Genomic DNA, 17,459 nt, shown 5'->3' on the forward strand with positions numbered 1-17,459 from the left:
GGAACTGACGGCACGCGAACTCGCGGTTCTCGAGCCACCCTGAAAACGAGTAGTCGGCTACTCGGGAATATGAACACCTTTGTTCGTAGATTCGTTGCAGGAAGAAGACCCATGGCAATCGAGCCGACGATCCGAGGGACAGCAGTGAATTTCCACACCGCGCGGGGGGCGAGTAGGAGATCGCGCGCCCCCGCCGTCGGCGAGCCCCGCCCCGGAGACCGCCGCCTGGGAGATCGCACCATCCGCCCGGTGCCGGGCCACGGACATGCGAAGGAGATCGGCGCGGCGACCGTATTGGCCACGCTGGGCGTACTCGTCGTCACCGGGTGGCTGACCGCCTCCGGCACCCCGCCCCGCGCGACCGTCGCGACGCCCGCCGGACCGGATCGGCCCTACGAATTCGCCGCGACCTCGGTCTCCACCGGGTCCATCACCGGCGTCACCGCCCTGATTCTGATCTGCCTGATCACCGGCGCCGCGGTGATCGGCCTGCTGTTCTATGCGCCGACCCCGCCACACGCCGACCGGCGACGCGATCATCGACGTGGACGGTTACCGCAGACAGCAATGCGGCCCCGCCGAAGCGGGGCCGCATTATCGCGAGCCGAGCGGCACCTGCGGGTGCGCACCGGGCACGGAGAGATGTACTGCTCTCCTATTCGTCCAAGGCGCCCGGCGCGGTCTTCGAGACCGTCATCAGGAATTCGACGTTGCTCTTCGACTTCTTCAAACGGTCGATGAGCAGGTCGATCGCCTGCTGCGAATCGAGGCCCGAGAGCACCCGGCGCAGCTTGTGGATGACCGCCATCTCGTCGGGCGACATCAGCAGCTCGTCGTGGCGGGTGCTGGACGGGTTGATGTCGACGGCCGGGAACACGCGGCGCTCGGCGATCTTGCGATCGAGCTTGAGCTCGGCGTTACCGGTGCCCTTGAACTCCTCGAAGATCACCGTGTCACCGGTGGAACCGGTCTCCACCATGGCGGTGGCGATGATGGTCAGCGAGCCGCCGTTCTCGATGTTGCGAGCCGCGCCGAGGAACCGCTTGGGCGGGTACAGCGCGGTCGAGTCCACACCACCGGACAGGATGCGACCGGAGGCCGGCGAGGAGTTGTTGTACGCACGACCCAGCCGGGTGATCGAGTCGAGCAGCACGACGACGTCCTGCCCCATCTCGACCAGGCGCTTGGCCCGCTCGATGGCGAGTTCGGCGACCGAGGTGTGGTCGCTCGGCGGACGGTCGAACGTGGAGGCGATGACCTCGCCGCGCACCGAGCGCTGCATATCGGTGACCTCTTCGGGACGCTCGTCCACCAGCACCACCATCAGGTAGCACTCGGGGTTGTTGGTGGCGATCGCGTTCGCGATGTCCTGCAGGATCGTGGTCTTACCCGCCTTGGGCGGCGACACGATCAGCGCACGCTGACCCTTACCGATCGGCATGATCAGGTCGATCACGCGGGTCGTCAGCTTGTTCGGCGTGGTCTCGAGCCGCAGCCGCTGGTTGGGGTACAACGGGGTGAGCTTGTTGAATTCCGGCCGGCGGCGGGCGGATTCGACATCCGAGCCGTTGACCGTGTCCAGCCGCACCAGCGGATCGAACTTCTGCCGCTGGTTGCCCTGTTCGCCCTCGCGCGGAGCACGCACCGCACCGGTGATCGCGTCGCCGCGGCGCAGGCCGTTCTTACGCACCAGGTTCATCGACACGTAGACGTCGTTCGGGCCGGCCAGGTAGCCGGAGGTGCGGACGAACGCGTAGTTGTCCAGCACGTCGAGGATGCCGGCGACCGGCTGCAGGACGTCGTCCTCGCGGATCTCGACCTCGCGGCCCTCGCCGCCCTCGCGGTCACGCCCGCCACGACGGCGCTCCCGGAACCGGCGGCCGCGGCGCCCGCGCCCACCTTCCTCGTCGTCGCCACCACGGTCTCCGCCACGGTCGCCACCGCGGGCGGCGCCGTTCTGGCCGGCCTGGTTCTGACCGCCGGACTGGTTGCGGTCGCGGCGACGATCGCCCGACTCCTGATCCGCCTTGGCGTCGCCGCCCTCGGCCTTCGGTTCGGTCTTGGTTTCGGCGCGAGCCTCACCACCGCGGTTGTCGCCACGGTTGTCGCCGCCCTCGCCACGCTGGTCGCGGCCACGACGCTGGCGGCCGCGGCCACGCTGGCCGCCGTCACGGCCGGACTCGTCACCCGAATCGGCCGGGCGCGCAGCCGATTCCGCGGTTTCCGCCTTGGCGGACGCGTTCTCGGCGCCCACACCGTCGAGAGTCTGCTGCTGACCGCGCGCGGCACCGTTGCGGGTGCCCTTCGGCGCATCGTTCTTGGCGCGGCCCTTGCCGGTGGACTCGGCGGCGTTCTCGGAGGTCTGGGGGGAGTCCGTCTTCGCCGCCGCGCCGGATTCGGTCGCAGCGCCGGCATTCGACGCGGACTTCGCGACGGGCTCGACGCCCGAGTCCGCTTCGGCGGATTTCGCATCACCCCGGCCACCACGCGCGGACTTGCCGGCGCCGGCGGAAGCCTGATTTTCCTTGATGGCGGCGATGAGATCGCCCTTACGCATTCCGGATGTGCCTCGGATACCGAGCTCTCCGGCAAGCGCACGCAACTGCGGCAACAACATTCCAGTCAGCCCCGATCGTGCGACGTCGGTGTGTTCGCTCATCTTCGAAATCTGTCCGGAGTCACTTTCGCGGCCGTCCGAGGGATTTGCAGTGTCCACCCCGGGTGTCGCGAGCAGGTCCGTATCTGTCACGGAGATCCTTTCCTTCCCTCGATTGCCGTGTGCATATTCGAGGGTTCGTCCCGAAGCCCGATCACTGTGCCGAGCTCGGATGCCGTATCGCCTGCCCCGCCGGACCGATGGAATCACCACCTGGTCACGGCCACCGGTTCATTGAGTGGGAGTGATCATTCCAGTCGCTGTCCCCGACGTCGAGGTCGAAGTCCCGAGTGATTCGAGCCCCCGAGCCACCGAGCTTGAGCAAGGAGCCTGCTGGAGCGATTGCCCTGATGAAGCACCGGCGTCTGACGCGCACGATGTACGGACGTGCTCAGGATAGCTCTGTATGACCACGTCAGCAAGGCAGCCACGCCATCAATCCACGCGTACACCCGCGGAAATGTCGGGTTCGACGACGCGCAGACCGTCGGCCTCGGCGAGTTTGCGCAGGTCGTCCGGAAATTCTCCGGTGCCCAGCGCCAGGATGGTCGGACCGGCGCCCGACACCATCGCGGCGAGTCCGGCGGTGCGCAGCCGGGTGATCCAGGCGGTGGTCAGCGGCAGCGCGGCGGCGCGATAACCCTGGTGCAGACGGTCCTGGGTCGCGGGCAGGAGCAGGTCGGGACGCTCGGTCAGGGCGACCACCGACAGTGCGGCGCGGCTGACGTTGAACGCGGCGTCGCCGTGCGGGACCATCTCCGGCAGCAGGCCGCGGGTGTGCGCGGTCGAGGACCGCTCCTGCGGGATCAGCACCGTCGCGCGCAGTCGCGGGTGCGGATCCAGCCGCACCGCACGGTAGACGCGCTGGTAGCGCTCGACCGAGCTGCTCGCGTCGAGTTCGCCGGCCCGGTCGGATTCGGTCCACGACACCACGATGCCGCCGAGCACGCTGGCGGCCGCGTTGTCGGGATGTCCCTCGAATTCCGAAGCCAGCTGCACCAATTCGGCATCCGAACCCGTCAGCGCCGGGTCGAATTTCGCGGCCAGTCCGCGCGCGGCGGCGAGTCCGCCGACCGCCGCCGAGGCCGAGGATCCCAGCCCGCGCGAATGCGGAATGACGTTGCGGCACACCACGTCCAGCCCGTCGGCCCACACGCCCGCGGCTTCCAGACCGCGTTCGATCGCGCGCACCACCAGATGCGAAGGGCCCCAAGGAACGTCGTCGGCGCCCTCACCCTCCACTCGGATGGTAAGCCCGGAATCGGTGGTACGTACCACGATTTCGTCGTACAGCCCCAAAGCGATACCGAGCGAATCGAATCCGGGGCCGAGATTGGCGCTGGAGGCGGGCACCCGGGCCGTGACGGTGATTCCGGGGGGCAGGGTTCGCGTCACCGCGGCACCGTGCTGTCGCTCGGCGCCGTCCGACGAAGGCGCTGCGGGGTCGACTCGCCGCGCCCGCTCACTGAGCTGACCTTCGCGCGCACTCAACTCAGGCCAACTCGAGCTCGCGAGCCACCGCTACCGGATCGACCGCGATCGCCTCGACCGCGGGCATACCCAGCAGCGCGGTGTCGGGATCCTTGAGACCGTTGCCGGTGACGGTGCACACGACGGTGAGCCCGGAATCGAGCCAGCCCTCCTTGCGCGCGGCCAGCAGACCGGCCACGCTCGCGGCCGAGGCGGGTTCCACGAAGACGCCCTCGGTGCTCGCGACCAGGCGGTACGCGGCGAGGATCTCCTCGTCGGTGGCGGCCCGGAAGGCGCCGCCGGACTGCTCCTTGGCGGCCACCGCGCTGTTCCAGGACGCGGGCGCGCCGATCCGGATCGCGGTCGCGATGGTTTCGGGGTCCTTCACCGGCGCGCCGTTGACCAGCGGCGCGGCCCCGGCGGCCTGCACACCGAGCATGCGCGGACGGCTCGCGGTGAGGCCGTCGGCGTGATATTCGCTGTAGCCCTTCCAATACGCGGTGATGTTGCCCGCGTTGCCGACCGGCAGGGCGTGCACATCGGGAGCCTTGCCCAGTGCGTCGCAGATCTCGAAGGCCGCGGTCTTCTGCCCCTCGATGCGCGCCGGGTTGACCGAGTTCACGAGACCGACCTCGGGAAAGTCCGAGGTGACCTTGCGGGCCAGCTCGAGGCAGTCGTCGAAATTGCCCTCGACCTGAATGATCTTGGCGCCGAGCATGACCGCCTGCGCGAGCTTGCCCATCGCGATCTTGCCCTGCGGGATCAGCACCGCGCAGTGCATGCCGGCCCGGGTGGCGTAGGCCGCCGCCGACGCGGAGGTGTTACCCGTGGAGGCGCACAGCACCGCCTTCTGGCCGCGGGCCTTCGCATCGGTCATCGCCATAGTCATGCCGCGGTCCTTGAAGGAACCGGTCGGGTTGAGGCCCTCGACCTTGAGATACACCTCACAGCCCGTGAGCTCGGACAGGTGATGCGCGGGCACCAGCGGCGTGCCGCCCTCGTAGAGGGTGACCGGCTCCCAATCGGCGCCGACCGCCAGGCGTTCCCGATAGGCGGCGATCAGCCCCGGCCACGGAGTGTGCACGGCCCCGGCCGACGGCGGCGCTCCTGTCTGACTCATTCCTCGGTGCCTTCCAATCTCAAGACGCTGGTCACGGACGTGACGGATTCCAGCTCGGCAAGTGCTGCCACCGTATCGGCCAGCGCCGACTCCGGTGCGTGGTGGGTGACCACGACCAGTCGGGCGCCCTCGTCGTGTCCCTCCTGGCGGACCGTCGAGATGCTGACACCGTGCTCGGCGAATTTGCCGGACACCGCCTGCAGAACCCCGGTGCGGTCGGCAACCTGCAGGTTCACGTGATAGCGGGTCGGGATGTCGCCGATCGGCGCGATCGGCAGCTCAGCATAAACCGATTCACCCGGTGCGCGGCCACCGTAGAACTTGTTGCGGGCCGCCATCACCAGATCGCCCATGACGGCCGAGGCGGTCGGCGCGCCGCCGGCGCCCTGGCCGTAGAACATCAGCCGGCCGGCGTTCTCGGCCTCGACCACCACCGCGTTGAAGGCGCCGTTCACCGACGACAGCGGATGCCGCCGCGGGATCAGCGCCGGGTAGACGCGCACCGACACCCGGTCCTTACCGGCGGGCGTGCTGCCCGCTTCCCCCGGCGCGGCCACCGTCGAGCCGTCCATCGACAGCCGCTCGCCGCCGGGCATCCGCTCGCAGATGGCCAGCAGCTTCACGGTGCAGCCGACCGCCGCCGCGGTTTCCATATCCTCGGCGGTGATCTTCGAGATGCCCTCGCGGTACACATCGGCCGCGGTCACGCGGGTGTGGAAGGCCAGCGAGGCCAGGATCGCGGCCTTGGCGGCGGCGTCGTACCCCTCGACATCGGCGGTGGGATCGGCTTCGGCGTAGCCGAGCCGAGTCGCCTCGGCGAGCGTATCGGTGTAGTCTGCGCCGGTCTCGTCCATCGCCGAGAGAATGAAATTCGTTGTGCCGTTGACGATTCCGACCACCCGGTTCACCCGGTCGCCGGACATCGACTGGATCAGCGGGCGCACCACCGGGATGGCGCCGGCGACCGCGGCCTCGAAGTACAGGTCGGCGCGGCTGCCCTCGGCCGCCGCGGCCAGCTCACCGGTGTAGTCGGCCAGCAGCGCCTTGTTCGCGGTCACCACCGACTTGCCGCCGTTGAGCGCGGACAGGATCAGCTTGCGAGCCGGATCGATACCGCCCATCACCTCGACCACCAGGTCGACGTCGTCGCGGGCGACCAGCGCTTCGGCGTCGGTGGTCAGCAGCTCGGCCGGAATGCCGCGGTCGACGTCGAGGCGCCGCACCGCGACGCCCCGCAGCACCACCGGGGCACCGACCCGCGAGCGCAGGTCGTCGGCGTGCTCGCGCAGGATGCGCACCACCTCGGTGCCGACATTGCCCATGCCGAGCACCGCGACCCCGATGGGATGTTCGATTCCGAACGCACCGCCTCGGGCCTGGTTCGTCGCCTCGGTCATGAGTGCACCTCCGTCGCTTCCAGGCTCATCAGATCCGCCACCGTCTCGCGGCGCAGCAGCAGCCGCGCCTGCCCGTCGCGGACCGCGACAACGGCCGGGCGGGTGAGCATGTTGTAGCGGCTCGCCATCGAATAGCAGTACGCTCCCGTGGCCGCGACCGCAACCAGGTCTCCCGGTCCGACGTCGGCGGGCATCCAGGTGTCCCGGATGACGATATCGCCACTCTCACAATGCTTTCCGACCACACGCGCCACCACGGGGGCGGACTCGCTGGAGCGCGAGACCAGCCGGCAGTCGTAGTCGGCCTGATACAGCGCGGGGCGGATGTTGTCGCTCATCCCGCCGTCGACGCTGACGTAGCGGCGCTGCGCGCCCGCGTCGAGCGAGACGTCCTTGGTGGTACCGACCTCGTAGAGGGTGACGGTGCCGGGGCCGGCGATCGCGCGGCCGGGCTCCACCGCGATGGTCGGGGTGGGCAGGCCGATCTGCGCCGCCTCCACCTCGACGATGTCGCGCACCTTCGCGGCGAAGTCGTCCAGCGGCGGCGGATCGTCGCTCGGCAGATACGAAATGCCCAGGCCGCCACCGAGATCCAGGATCGCGATCTGTTCGGTGCGCTCGACGCCGAACTTCTCGATCGCATCGCGCAGCAGTCGCAACATGCGCCGCGCCGAGATCTCGAAGCCGTCGATGTCGAAGATCTGCGATCCGATGTGGCTGTGCAGGCCGACGAGGCGCAGATTGTCCGCCTCGAAGACCCGGGCCAACGCCTCCATCGCATCGCCGCCGGCGATCGAGAAGCCGAACTTCTGATCCTCGTGCGCGGTCGAAATGTATTCGTGCGTATGCGCTTCCACGCCGACGGTGACGCGGACCAACACGTCCTGCACCACGCCCGCGCGGGCGGCGACCGACTCCAGGCGCTCGATTTCGATCAGCGAGTCGACCACGACGTGACCGACGCCCGCCGCGACGGCCTGCTCCAGCTCGGCGACCGATTTGTTGTTGCCGTGCAAGGCGATTCGCTCGGCGGGGAAGCCGCCGTGCAGCGCCACCGCCAGTTCACCGCCGGAACACACGTCCAGGTGCAGGCCCTCGTCACGCACCCAGCGCGCGATCTCGCCGCACAGAAATGCCTTGGACGCGTAGTGGACTCGCGCGCCGGGCCCGAAGGCGCGGACCATGTCGCGGCAGCGGGAACGGAAGTCGTCCTCGTCGACCACGAACAGCGGTGTGCCGAATTCGGCGGCGAGCTGCGTGACGGGCATACCGGCCAGGCGCACCACGCCGTCGGCGTCGCGAGAGGCGTTGCGGGGCCAGACCTTTTCGGGCAGGTCGATCATCGCGCGGGGGTCGGCGGGCCGCTCCGGCAGGTTGGGGGCGTGGGGGATCTCGGCGTGCCGAGGTCCCGCCGGATGCGCACTCACAATAATTCCTTCCTCACACGATGACCTGACCGACGGCGGTTCACATGCGCTCCGGGGCGGATACGCCCAGCAGCGCCAGACCGTTGGACAGCACCTGACGGGTGGCGTCGACCAGTTGCAGGCGGGCGGCGTTGACCGGCAGGACCGGGTCGTCGTTCTGCGGCAGGATCCGCAGCGTCTTGTTGGTCTGGAAGCGGTGGTAGGCGCCGGCCAGTTCCTCCAGATAGCGGGCCACGCGGTGCGGTTCGCGCAGGCTCGCCGCGCTCGCCACCACGGCCGGGAACTCGCCGAGGGTGCGGATCAGCTCACCCTCCTCGTCGGCGGACAGCAGACCGAGATCCGGTGTGACACCGGCGAATCCGAAGTCCGTGGCGTTGCGGGCGACCGCACAGGTGCGGGCGTGCGCGTACTGCACGTAGTAGACCGGATTCTCACTGCTCTGCTTGGTCCACAGATCCAGGTCGATATCGATACTCGAGTTGACCGAACTGCGCACCAGCACGTAGCGGGCGGCGTCGACGCCGATCGCCTCGACCAGATCGTCGAGAGTGACGACCGTGCCGGCGCGCTTGCTCATCCGCACCGCCACACCGTCGCGCAGCAGATTCACCATCTGGCCGATCAGCACCTCGACGGTGTCCGGATCGTCGCCGAACGCGGCCGCCGCCGCCTTCAACCGGCCGATGTAGCCGTGATGGTCGGCGCCGAGCATGTAGATGCAGAGATCGAACCCGCGCGAGCGCTTGTTCTGGAAGTAGGCGATGTCGCCGCCGATATAGGCGGATTTGCCGTCGCTCTTGATGACGACGCGGTCCTTGTCGTCACCGTATTCGGTGCTGGCGATCCACCAGGCGCCGTCCTTCTCGTACAGGTTGCCCGAGGCCTTGAGCTGGTCGAGTGCCTTCTCGACGGCACCGGAGGCGAACAGCGAGCTCTCGTTGAAGTACACGTCGAAATCGGTGCCGAAATCGTGCAGCGTCTGCTTGATGTGGGCGAACATCAGCTCGACACCCTCGCGGCGGAACAGTTCGTGCCGCTCGTCCTCCGGCAGCGTCACCGCATCCGGATGCGCGGCGGTGATCTGGCCGGCGATATCGGAGATGTAGGCACCGGCGTAGCCGTTCTCCGGGGTGGGCGCGCCGGTGGCGGCGGCGACCAGCGATTCGGCGAAGCGGTCGATCTGCGCGCCGTGGTCGTTGAAGTAGTACTCGCGGGTCACGTCGGCGCCCTGAGCGGCCAGGATGCGGCCCAGCGCATCGCCGACCGAGGCCCAGCGGGTGCCGCCCAGATGGACCGGGCCGGTCGGATTGGCGGAGACGAACTCCAGGTTGATCTTGGTGCCGGCGAGCGTCTGCGCGGTGCCGTAGGCGGCGCCCGCGGCGCGGATCTGCTCCACGATGGCGCCCTGGGCGGCCGCGGCGAGACGGATATTGAGGAAGCCCGGACCGGCCACATCGGCCGATTCGATGCCGTCGGTGGCGGCCAGCGCGTCGGCCAGCAGACCGGCCAGTTCGCGCGGATTCATTCCGGCCTTCTTGCCCACCTGCATGGCCACATTCGTGGCATAGTCTCCGTGTTCCGGATTACGGGGACGCTCCACCTTGACCTCGTCGGGCAGGACCGCAGGGTCGGATCCACGTTCGACGAGCACCTTCGCCGCGGTCGCACGAAGGAGTTCTGCAAGGTCAGCTGGAGTCACGAGTCTCTATCCTATGGTCCGAGGGGGTGTGCGCCGCCAGCGGGCACCTGCTCGGCGCACCCGGCATCCGGCACCGGCGGCCCCGGCCCGCCACGCCCGTACTCCTCCGACATACCCGAAGAGAGCGCTACGCCGATGCCGAACACCAGCGCGAAATCAGCCAAGGCGATTCGTGCCGCCGCGAAATCCGCCCCCGGCGGGGCGTACAACGGTAATTCCAACCCGCCGAAGCACCGGCGTGTTCCCTGGGCGCTGGTCGGCGCGGTCGTGGTGATCGCCGCCCTGGTCGTCGCCCTGGTCGTCTATTTCGTCCCCAAATCGCGCCACCACGCCGACAAGGAGAAGGCCGTCCCGCCCACCGGTCAGATGGACGAACTCCCCGCCGGCATCCCTGCCATTCCCGGCATGCCGGGTGCGCCGATGCCGACGCGTTAGTGCCGCGCCGCCGCTGAATCCCTGCTCGGACCTGTCTTTTGGCGCACGCCGTGTGATGCGATACGCTTTCCCCGCCCGATCGGACGACGTATCCACTGGTGTCGACCCGGGTCCAATCCCCGCCCTCGTAGCTCAGGGGATAGAGCGTCTGCCTCCGGAGCAGAAGGCCGCAGGTTCGAATCCTGCCGAGGGCACAGAAAACAGACCCCTGACCAGCGATCCACTGGTCAGGGGCTTTTTTTTCGTCCACACCTTCTGCGCGAGCAGTTGTGGTCCGGACCGCTGGAGAATTCAGTAGCTCGCGTTGCCGGGGCGGCTCCCACACCCCATTTAGGACGGTCCGGTCGGGCCAGTAGGCACACAGTCCCGTTCGGGTTGTCGATTCCGGGGAAGCTCGCGCGTCGGAGGGGTGTACGGCCCGAACGAGGGCCACGCCGACGAACGAAGGACATGCCATGACCACGACTCGAACCGACGACTCGGCCGCCATCGCGCAGATCTTGGCCGATCAGTACAAGGCCTGGACGGCCGGGGACGCCGACGCTTTCGTCGCGGACTACGCCGAGGACGCCACGGCGATCATGCCGGGGACCTATCGGCGCAGCCGGGCGGAGATCCGGCAGGGTATGGCGGACAGTTTCGCGACCGTTCTCGCGAACTCGACCGTCATCGACGACATCGGAGATATCCGATTCCTCGGCGCGGACCACGCCGTGGTGGTCAGCAGGGCCGCGATTCTGTTCGCCGGGGAAACCGACGTCCCCGCCGACCGGTACGTCAACGCGACCTGGATCCTGCACCGGCGCGACGGCAAGTGGACGGTTGCCGCGTACCACAACAGCCCCGCCGCGACGCGCTAGCGGCTCGCTACGCTGCTCACCCGAATCGAACGATCGACACCACCCCCACGATCACGCAGTACGCCGCGAACGGCAACAGGGTTCGAGTCTGGAAGTAGCGTTCGAGATAGCGGACGGCGAACCACGACGTGACACCGGACACCACCGCGCCGACGAGGATCGGGCCCCAGATCACCTCGGCGCGTGGGGATATCAGGTCCGGGAGGTCGACTATCCCGGCGCCGAAGATCGCGGGGGTGGCGAGGAGGAAGGCGAATTTGGCGGCATGTTCGTGCTCCAGACCGCGCCAGAGACCGCCGACCATGGTGAGGCCGGCCCGGCTGAAGCCGGTGAGGAGGGCGCCGGCTTGAGCCAGGCCGATGCCGACCGCGTCCCGGGAGTCGAGGGCCGCCAAGCGGCGGTCCGATTGCGGGAGAGAAAGCGTTGTCGCCGTGCGAGTTCGGCCGTTCGCCTGGTTCAGGGCGAAGCGACGGCCGTATTCGGCGAGGGTGGGCTCGTTGCGGCGACGCAGCCCCTCGCCGACGACCAGCACCACGCCGTTGACGGTCAGAAAGGCCGCGGCGCACAACGGAGCCGCGAAGACATCGTGCAGAGGATGTTCGAGCAGCGGACCGAGCACCGCGACCGGCACGGTCGCGACGATGATCAACCAGGCCAGCCGCTGCGGAACGGTATCCAGGCGCCGTGTCCGCACCATCTCGACGAATCCGACGATGATCGCGCACCAGTCGCGCCGGTAGTAGATCACCAGCGCGACCGCCGTCGCCACGTGCAGGGCGACGACGAACGCCAAATAGGTTGCGGCGGATTCGGTTCCGCCCCGGTCGGCCAGCGCTCCCCAGCGTCCACCCAGCCAGGCCGCCACGAGAACCGAATGTCCGAGACTGGAGATCGGGAACAGCTCGGTGAAACCCTGCACCGCGCCGATGACCATCGCTTCGAAATAGGTGAGCATCGCGACGAGTTTCGCACGGCAATCATAAAGGTTCCTGTGAGTCGAATCTCGGATAAGTCACTGCGCGACAACGAGTTTCGAATCGTCCGATATGCCCGAAGTTGATCTTGGATATCGAGGACGGCGGCCCTGGGGCATCTCCGAGGGCCGCCGTCCCGGCACTCACCGCTGCGCCCGTACGCTCCGAAATGTCGACGCCACAAGCAATGTCAGTACCGCGATCCCCGCCGCCGCGGCGAAGGCGGTCGTGATGCCGGAGACGAGCACATGCACGGCCGAGCCGGACGCGGCCCGGACAGCGGTGCCGAAGACCGTGACCAGCACCGCCAGCCCCAGCGCCGCACCGGTCTGCTGCAGCGTCTGCAGCGCACCGCCCGCCGCACCGGCCTCCTCGGGCGCCACATTCGCCATGATGATCACGTTCAGCGGCGAAAACGCCAGGCCGATACCGCACCCCATCAAGACCGTCGCCACCGCGAGCAGCGGGAAGTAACCGGTATCGGTATCGAGCAGGGTGAGCAGGACCAGTCCGGCGATCATCGCGGCCGTCCCCACCAGCGTCACCGGCTTGGGTCCGAAACGGGGCAGCAGGCGGGGAATCAGCCGGATCATGGTGAACATCGTCACCGCGGTCGGCAGAAAGGCGAAACCCGTTGCCAGCGCGCTCATTCCCCGCACTTCCTGCAGATACTGGGTGAGGAAGAAGAACATCGAGGTTCCCGCCATCGGGCCGAGGAACATATTCGCGTACGCGGCGGCGCGATTGCGGTCGGCGAACAGGTGCAGGGGCAGCAGCGGCTGGACGGCGCGGCGTTCGATGAGCAGGAACGCCACCAGTGCGACGACGCCGACCGTCAGCGACACATCGGTCGTCACATCGTCCCAGCCGTGCGCCGCGGCGCTGATGAAGCCGTAGACCAACGCGGCCACCGCACCCGTCGCGGTCACCGCTCCGGGGAGGTCGAGGTGCGCGCGACGGCGCGGCGCGTCGGGCAGATACCGCACCGCCAGCAGGGCCACCACCAGTCCGAACGGCACGTTGATGAACAGCACCGAGCGCCAGCTCAGCCACTGGGTCAGCAGCCCGCCCAGGATCAACCCGATCGCGAATCCCGCACTCGACATTCCGGAGAACAGGGCGAGCACCCGGACCCGCATCTTCGGATCGGCGAATGTGGTGGTGAGCAGGGCGAGAGTATTCGGTCCGGCCATCGCGCCGCCCAGACCCTGCACGATGCGCGCGACGATCAGCCAGGCGGCCGACGGCGCCAGACCGCCGCCGAGGGAGGCGAGGGTGAAGAGCACGGTCCCGAGGATGAACAGGCGCCGGCGTCCGAACAGGTCACCGGCCCGGCCGCCGAGCAGCAGCAGCCCACCGAAGACCAGCGTGTAGGCGTTCATCACCCAGGACAGGCCGGTGGCGCTGAAGTGCAGATCGTGCTGAATGCGCGGCAGCGCCACATTCATGACGGTGATGTCGAGCACGATCATCAACTGGCAGGTCAGCAGCGTGACGAGCACGATGCCGGAGCGCAGGCGGCCGGGCGGTGCGCCGGCCTGCGCAGACGAGGAAAGCACGGAGGTAGAGGTCGTGGAGGTAGACAAGGAGGCTCCATCGGATGCGGAACTAAAACGGAGAATGTCTCCGTTTCCAATGGAGATAGCATATGGAGAAGTTCTCCGGTTACGCAAGACTAAGCGGAGAGTTCGTCCGTTTCCACTGGAGGAATCGTGAGCGCACCGTCGACACAGGGGTCCGGGCGCGCGGCGCCGCCGCGTCCGATGCGCGCGGATGCGCGGCGTAACTACGAGCGCATACTCGAATGCGCGCGCGAGGCGTTCGCCGAACACGGTCCCGAGGCGCCCCTCGACGAGGTCGCCCGCCGCGCTGCGGTGGGGCCGGGCACCCTCTACCGGCACTTTCCCAACCGGGACGCACTCATCGAGGCCGTCTACCGATCGAGCATCGAGGCGTTGGCCGAACTCGCCGCCGAGCTGACCGAAACCCTCCCCCCGCTCGAGGCCCTGGAGCAGTGGTTCCGCGCCCAGGTGCGGTTCGTGATGGACAAACGCAGCCTGGCAGTGACCCTCAAGGCCGCCATCGACCGCGGATCGCAGACCTTCACGCTGTGCTCGAATCTGATCACCGACGCCGCGACCTCGGTCCTGCAACCCGCCCAGGAAGCCGGGTTGATCCGCACGGAGATCGAACCACGCGATCTGTTGCGCCTGGGCCACGGGATCGGCGTCGCGTGCGAGACATCACCCGATGCGGCCGAACGGCTGATCACGGTCACCCTGGCCGGCCTGCGGACCACCGGCTGAGCCGATATTCGATTGCCCGCCGCGATCGGTGGCCGTAGCCTCGCTCCGTTTTCCATTCATCCATTCGGAAGGGAGTGAACACGTGCAACCACTGACCGAACGCGACATCCGCTCGTCGTTCGTGAACTGTTCCAAGGGCGAGGCCAAACGCATGCCGGTCCCCCGGGATCTCGACGCGCAACCGTGGGACGACCTGGACTTCTTCGGCTGGAACGATCGGTCGATGCCGGGCCGCGCCTATCTGGTGACCCCGCAGGACGATCGGCTGGTCGGCGTGGCCCTGCGCTACGAGACGGGCGTATCCGGCCGGGCCCAGCTGTGCTCGATCTGCCTGACCACGCATACCGGTAGCGGCGTGTCGCTGCTCACCGCGCACAAGGTCGGCGACTCCGGGCGGCGCGGTAATTCGATCGGCATCTACATGTGCACCGATCTCGCCTGTTCGCTGTACGCGCGCAACAAGAAGCGTCCGGCGCTGGGCAACCGCTACCGCGAGGATCTGACCGACGAGGAGAAGGCCGAGCGGGTGCGCACGAACCTGCGCGCATTCGTCGAGCGTCTCTACAGCTGACCGCCCAGGACAGCGCCCACCCGATCGAACGGAGGTAGATGCCGTGCGCCGACACTCGAGGACCGCGCCGCAGCCCTGATGCCCCGAGCCCGCCGGACTCGGGGCATTTTCATGTCCACCTCCGGACCACTCGGACCCTCACTTCGGCACCGACACCAGATACCGCTGCACCGTCGCACCGATCTCCGCGACGATCTCCTCGGCCGTCAACGCCACCACGGGCGGCAGACGCAGCACATAGCGACACACCGCCAGTCCCAGAATCTGCGAGACCACCAATCCGGCTCGCCGCGGCGCGTCCGCGGGATCGCCGACCCGGGTTACCATCGGCATCAGCTGTTCGGCGAAGACGCGTTGAAACCGTTGCGCCACAGCCTCGTCCGACACCGACGAACGCAGCAGGGTCAGCAGCAGTTCGTTACTCGGTGGCGTCTCCCAGAGTTCCAGGAAGCGCCGCGCGACCGTCTCACCCAACTCGTCCTCGGCCACCGCCGCCAGATCCGGGAGGCCGAGATCGACGTCGAGCGCCGCGTCGAACAGGCCGTCCTTGTTGCCGTAGTACCGCATCACCATCGACGGATCGATGCCGGCGTCGGCGGCGATGGCCCGAATGGTCGCCTTGGCGAATCCCTCGCGGGCGAAATGCCGGCGAGCCGCCTCCAGAATCGCCGCGCGGGTGGCGTCCGAGCGGCGCGGCGCAGTTTCCTCATTCATGCCCACAACCGTAGGCCAACAACTGTTGACTTTCCAGCGGCCGCGACCTTATTCTTAAGTCAACAGCCGTTGGCCAACACAGGTTGGCAAACTGAGGGAGTAGCCATGAACAGCACCGTTCCCGCCACCGCCGCGGTCGTCATCGTCGGCGCCGGGCCCGCCGGGCTGACCGCCGCGATCGCGCTCGCCGATGCCGGCGCCGACGTGGTTCTGCTGGATCGGCTGGCCGCCGGGGCGAACACATCCCGCGCCGCGGTGGTCCATGCCCGGACCTTGGAGGTCCTCGACGGATTCGGCATCGCCGCGGACCTGCACGATCGCGGCCTGGAGGTACCGCGCTTCGTCATGTACGAAGGCGCCGATCGGCTGACCACCATCGATTTCTCCGGGCTGCCGACACCGTTCCCCTACACGCTGATGATCGGCCAGGAGACGACCGAGGCGGTCCTGCTCGACCGGCTGCAGCGGGCGGGCGGAACGGTTCTGCGGCCCGTCGAGGTCACCGCGGTGATACCGGGCGAGGAGGCGGTCACCGTCGAATTCACCGATGCCACAGGGGAATCCGGGTCGATCCGGGCCGGCTACGTCATCGGGGCGGACGGGATGCACAGCCGGGTCCGCGAGGCGGCGGGAATCGGATTCACCGGCGCCACCTATCCGGAATCGTTCGTCCTCGCGGATGTGCGGATGGACTGGCCCGCGCCCCGCGACGAAGTATCGCTGCACGTCTCACCGGAGGGCATCACCGTCGTCGCGCCGCTGCCGGACCCCGAGCACGATCGTTTCCGCATCGTCGCCACCGTCGCCGAAGCACCCGAACAGCCCACCCGCGCGCAAGTGCAGGCGCTGCTCGATGCCCGCTGCCCCGGCGCCACGGCGCGAGAGGTGTTGTGGAGCTCGCGTTTCCGCGTGCATCACCGCGTGGCCGACCGGTACCGCGCCGGGCGGATTCTGCTGGCCGGAGACGCCGCACATGTGCACAGCCCCGCCGGTGGGCAGGGAATGAACACCGGCATTCAGGACGCCGCGCTACTGGGCACGCTGCTGGCCCGGGTCCTGCGCGGTGAACCCGACACGCTGCTCGACGAGTACGAGCGCACCCGCCGCCCGGTCGCGCTGGACGTGGTCGCCTTCACCGATCGCATGACCCGGATGGCGACCCTGCGCCCGCGCCCGGCCCGCCTGCTGCGCAATACCGCGATCCGCCTCGTCACCCGCGTTCCGGCGGTGCGCACGACGCTGGCCTACCGGCTTGCCGAACTCGCCAACCGGTGACATGCGCTCAGGCGCAGGCCAATCCGAACTCCGCCGTCGCGGTCCGGCCGGCCACCACATCGACCTTCTTGGCGGTGTCGGTGGCCAACCGGCATCCCATCGGCACCGACGTCACCTGCACCTGATAGCAGTCGGCGGCGACATCCTGGTGGGCCTTGCCGTCGCGGCCGGTGGTCAGGGTCGCCAGCACCGAACCGGCCTGACAGGTGGTGATGCCCGCGGCGAGGCCGGCGGCGGCGTACTTCTCGGGACCGTGGGTGGCCACCACCTCGATCGTGCCGTTGGTGCCGTGGTCGGCAGCCGCGGGCGCGGACGCGGGCGCCGATGTACCCGCCGGTGCGCGGTCGGCCTCGGCGGAGCAGGCGAGCGCGGGCAGTACAGCGGCACACAGCGTCATCGCGAACAGTATGCGGCGCACCTGGTCTCCTCTCACCGGATGAATGTCGCTCTCACTGTAGGCGACCGACCCGTCCGGACCGTCGCACATGCGCGGCGATCCGGCATCCGATTCGGTCCCGGTGAGCGGGACCGGATTCGGCGAATCGCGAGTGTCGC

Annotated in this window: 15 protein-coding genes and 1 tRNA gene; 6 read left to right on the top strand and 10 right to left on the bottom strand. The window is 68.5% G+C overall.

Going from position 1 to position 17,459, the window contains the following annotated elements; translation table 11 throughout:
* Positions 1–655 precede the first annotated feature (655 nt).
* The 6 genes from rho to argS all read right to left on the bottom strand — a co-directional run bounded on the left by rho (position 656) and on the right by argS (position 9,769).
* Entirely contained in the window at positions 656–2,659 is a 2,004-nt protein-coding gene (rho, locus tag ACPCUW_RS00090; protein WP_423423315.1) for a transcription termination factor Rho, read from the bottom strand.
* A 432-nt stretch (positions 2,660–3,091) separates the two neighbouring features.
* Positions 3,092–4,051, bottom strand: a complete 960-nt coding sequence (gene thrB, locus ACPCUW_RS00095) for a homoserine kinase (protein ID WP_423423316.1) — start codon at positions 4,049–4,051, stop codon at positions 3,092–3,094.
* Between the two features lie 97 nt (positions 4,052–4,148).
* Positions 4,149–5,246, bottom strand: coding sequence for a threonine synthase (gene thrC / locus ACPCUW_RS00100; RefSeq protein WP_063015840.1), 1,098 nt, complete (start codon positions 5,244–5,246; stop codon positions 4,149–4,151).
* Entirely contained in the window at positions 5,243–6,643 is a 1,401-nt protein-coding gene (locus ACPCUW_RS00105) for a homoserine dehydrogenase (protein WP_423423317.1), read from the bottom strand. Before ACPCUW_RS00105 ends, thrC begins: the two co-directional genes overlap by 4 nt.
* Complete coding sequence (gene lysA, locus ACPCUW_RS00110) at positions 6,640–8,070, bottom strand: diaminopimelate decarboxylase (RefSeq protein ID WP_063015842.1); 1,431 nt, start codon at positions 8,068–8,070, stop codon at positions 6,640–6,642. The genes ACPCUW_RS00105 and lysA overlap by 4 nt, the downstream gene beginning before the upstream one ends.
* A gap of 40 nt (positions 8,071–8,110) precedes the next feature.
* Positions 8,111–9,769, bottom strand: coding sequence for an arginine--tRNA ligase (argS, locus tag ACPCUW_RS00115; protein ID WP_063015843.1), 1,659 nt, complete (start codon positions 9,767–9,769; stop codon positions 8,111–8,113).
* A gap of 135 nt (positions 9,770–9,904) precedes the next feature.
* Between argS and ACPCUW_RS00120 the strand changes: the two genes are divergently transcribed.
* From ACPCUW_RS00120 to ACPCUW_RS00130, 3 genes are all read left to right on the top strand, one after another.
* Positions 9,905–10,204 carry a hypothetical protein gene (locus ACPCUW_RS00120; protein WP_423423318.1) on the top strand — a complete coding sequence of 100 codons (300 nt, stop codon included), beginning with the start codon at positions 9,905–9,907 and terminating at the stop codon, positions 10,202–10,204.
* A 121-nt stretch (positions 10,205–10,325) separates the two neighbouring features.
* Positions 10,326–10,398, top strand: a tRNA-Arg gene (locus tag ACPCUW_RS00125).
* Positions 10,399–10,659: 261 nt separating this feature from the next.
* The gene (locus ACPCUW_RS00130; protein WP_423423319.1) at positions 10,660–11,064 is read left to right on the top strand and encodes an SgcJ/EcaC family oxidoreductase; all 405 of its coding nucleotides are present in this window, start codon (positions 10,660–10,662) and stop codon (positions 11,062–11,064) included.
* Between the two features lie 16 nt (positions 11,065–11,080).
* Here ACPCUW_RS00130 and ACPCUW_RS00135 read toward each other — a convergent pair whose 3' ends face one another.
* Positions 11,081–12,019: an undecaprenyl-diphosphate phosphatase gene (locus ACPCUW_RS00135; RefSeq protein WP_063015846.1), complete on the bottom strand. Its 939-nt coding sequence runs from the start codon at positions 12,017–12,019 to the stop codon at positions 11,081–11,083.
* A 162-nt stretch (positions 12,020–12,181) separates the two neighbouring features.
* Positions 12,182–13,624, bottom strand: coding sequence for an MFS transporter (locus ACPCUW_RS00140; protein ID WP_245922413.1), 1,443 nt, complete (start codon positions 13,622–13,624; stop codon positions 12,182–12,184).
* 126 nt (positions 13,625–13,750) lie between these two features.
* On the opposite strand from ACPCUW_RS00140, the gene ACPCUW_RS00145 reads away from it, so the two are divergent.
* Both ACPCUW_RS00145 and ACPCUW_RS00150 read left to right on the top strand, forming a co-directional pair.
* Complete coding sequence (locus ACPCUW_RS00145; RefSeq protein ID WP_423423320.1) at positions 13,751–14,344, top strand: TetR/AcrR family transcriptional regulator; 594 nt, start codon at positions 13,751–13,753, stop codon at positions 14,342–14,344.
* A gap of 82 nt (positions 14,345–14,426) precedes the next feature.
* Positions 14,427–14,915, top strand: a complete 489-nt coding sequence (locus tag ACPCUW_RS00150) for an FBP domain-containing protein (protein ID WP_423423321.1) — start codon at positions 14,427–14,429, stop codon at positions 14,913–14,915.
* Between the two features lie 138 nt (positions 14,916–15,053).
* Here the strand turns inward: ACPCUW_RS00150 and ACPCUW_RS00155 are convergent, their stop codons facing one another.
* Positions 15,054–15,629, bottom strand: coding sequence for a TetR family transcriptional regulator (locus ACPCUW_RS00155; protein WP_423423322.1), 576 nt, complete (start codon positions 15,627–15,629; stop codon positions 15,054–15,056).
* Positions 15,630–15,734: 105 nt separating this feature from the next.
* On the opposite strand from ACPCUW_RS00155, the gene ACPCUW_RS00160 reads away from it, so the two are divergent.
* On the top strand, positions 15,735–16,904 hold the full coding sequence (locus ACPCUW_RS00160) for an FAD-dependent oxidoreductase (protein ID WP_423423323.1): 1,170 nt from the start codon (positions 15,735–15,737) through the stop codon (positions 16,902–16,904).
* A gap of 7 nt (positions 16,905–16,911) precedes the next feature.
* On the opposite strand, the gene ACPCUW_RS00165 is transcribed toward ACPCUW_RS00160, so the two are convergent.
* Positions 16,912–17,322 carry a hypothetical protein gene (locus ACPCUW_RS00165; protein WP_146100742.1) on the bottom strand — a complete coding sequence of 137 codons (411 nt, stop codon included), beginning with the start codon at positions 17,320–17,322 and terminating at the stop codon, positions 16,912–16,914.
* Between the last annotated feature and the right edge of the window lie 137 nt (positions 17,323–17,459).

Source organism: Nocardia sp. AB354, from assembly GCF_049538315.1.
In the GTDB taxonomy this organism is placed as follows: domain Bacteria; phylum Actinomycetota; class Actinomycetes; order Mycobacteriales; family Mycobacteriaceae; genus Nocardia; species Nocardia nova.

What these genes read in the sequence shown, in the direction of transcription:
- rho (WP_423423315.1), bottom strand. Translation starts at nt 2,659, where the DNA reads ATGAGCGAACACACCGACGTCGCACGATCGGGGCTGACTGGAATGTTG.
- thrC (WP_063015840.1), bottom strand. Translation starts at nt 5,246, where the DNA reads ATGAGTCAGACAGGAGCGCCGCCGTCGGCCGGGGCCGTGCACACTCCG.
- ACPCUW_RS00105 (WP_423423317.1), bottom strand. Translation starts at nt 6,643, where the DNA reads ATGACCGAGGCGACGAACCAGGCCCGAGGCGGTGCGTTCGGAATCGAA.
- ACPCUW_RS00120 (WP_423423318.1), top strand. Translation starts at nt 9,905, where the DNA reads ATGCCGAACACCAGCGCGAAATCAGCCAAGGCGATTCGTGCCGCCGCG.
- ACPCUW_RS00130 (WP_423423319.1), top strand. Translation starts at nt 10,660, where the DNA reads ATGACCACGACTCGAACCGACGACTCGGCCGCCATCGCGCAGATCTTG.
- ACPCUW_RS00135 (WP_063015846.1), bottom strand. Translation starts at nt 12,019, where the DNA reads ATGCTCACCTATTTCGAAGCGATGGTCATCGGCGCGGTGCAGGGTTTC.
- ACPCUW_RS00155 (WP_423423322.1), bottom strand. Translation starts at nt 15,629, where the DNA reads ATGAATGAGGAAACTGCGCCGCGCCGCTCGGACGCCACCCGCGCGGCG.
- ACPCUW_RS00160 (WP_423423323.1), top strand. Translation starts at nt 15,735, where the DNA reads ATGAACAGCACCGTTCCCGCCACCGCCGCGGTCGTCATCGTCGGCGCC.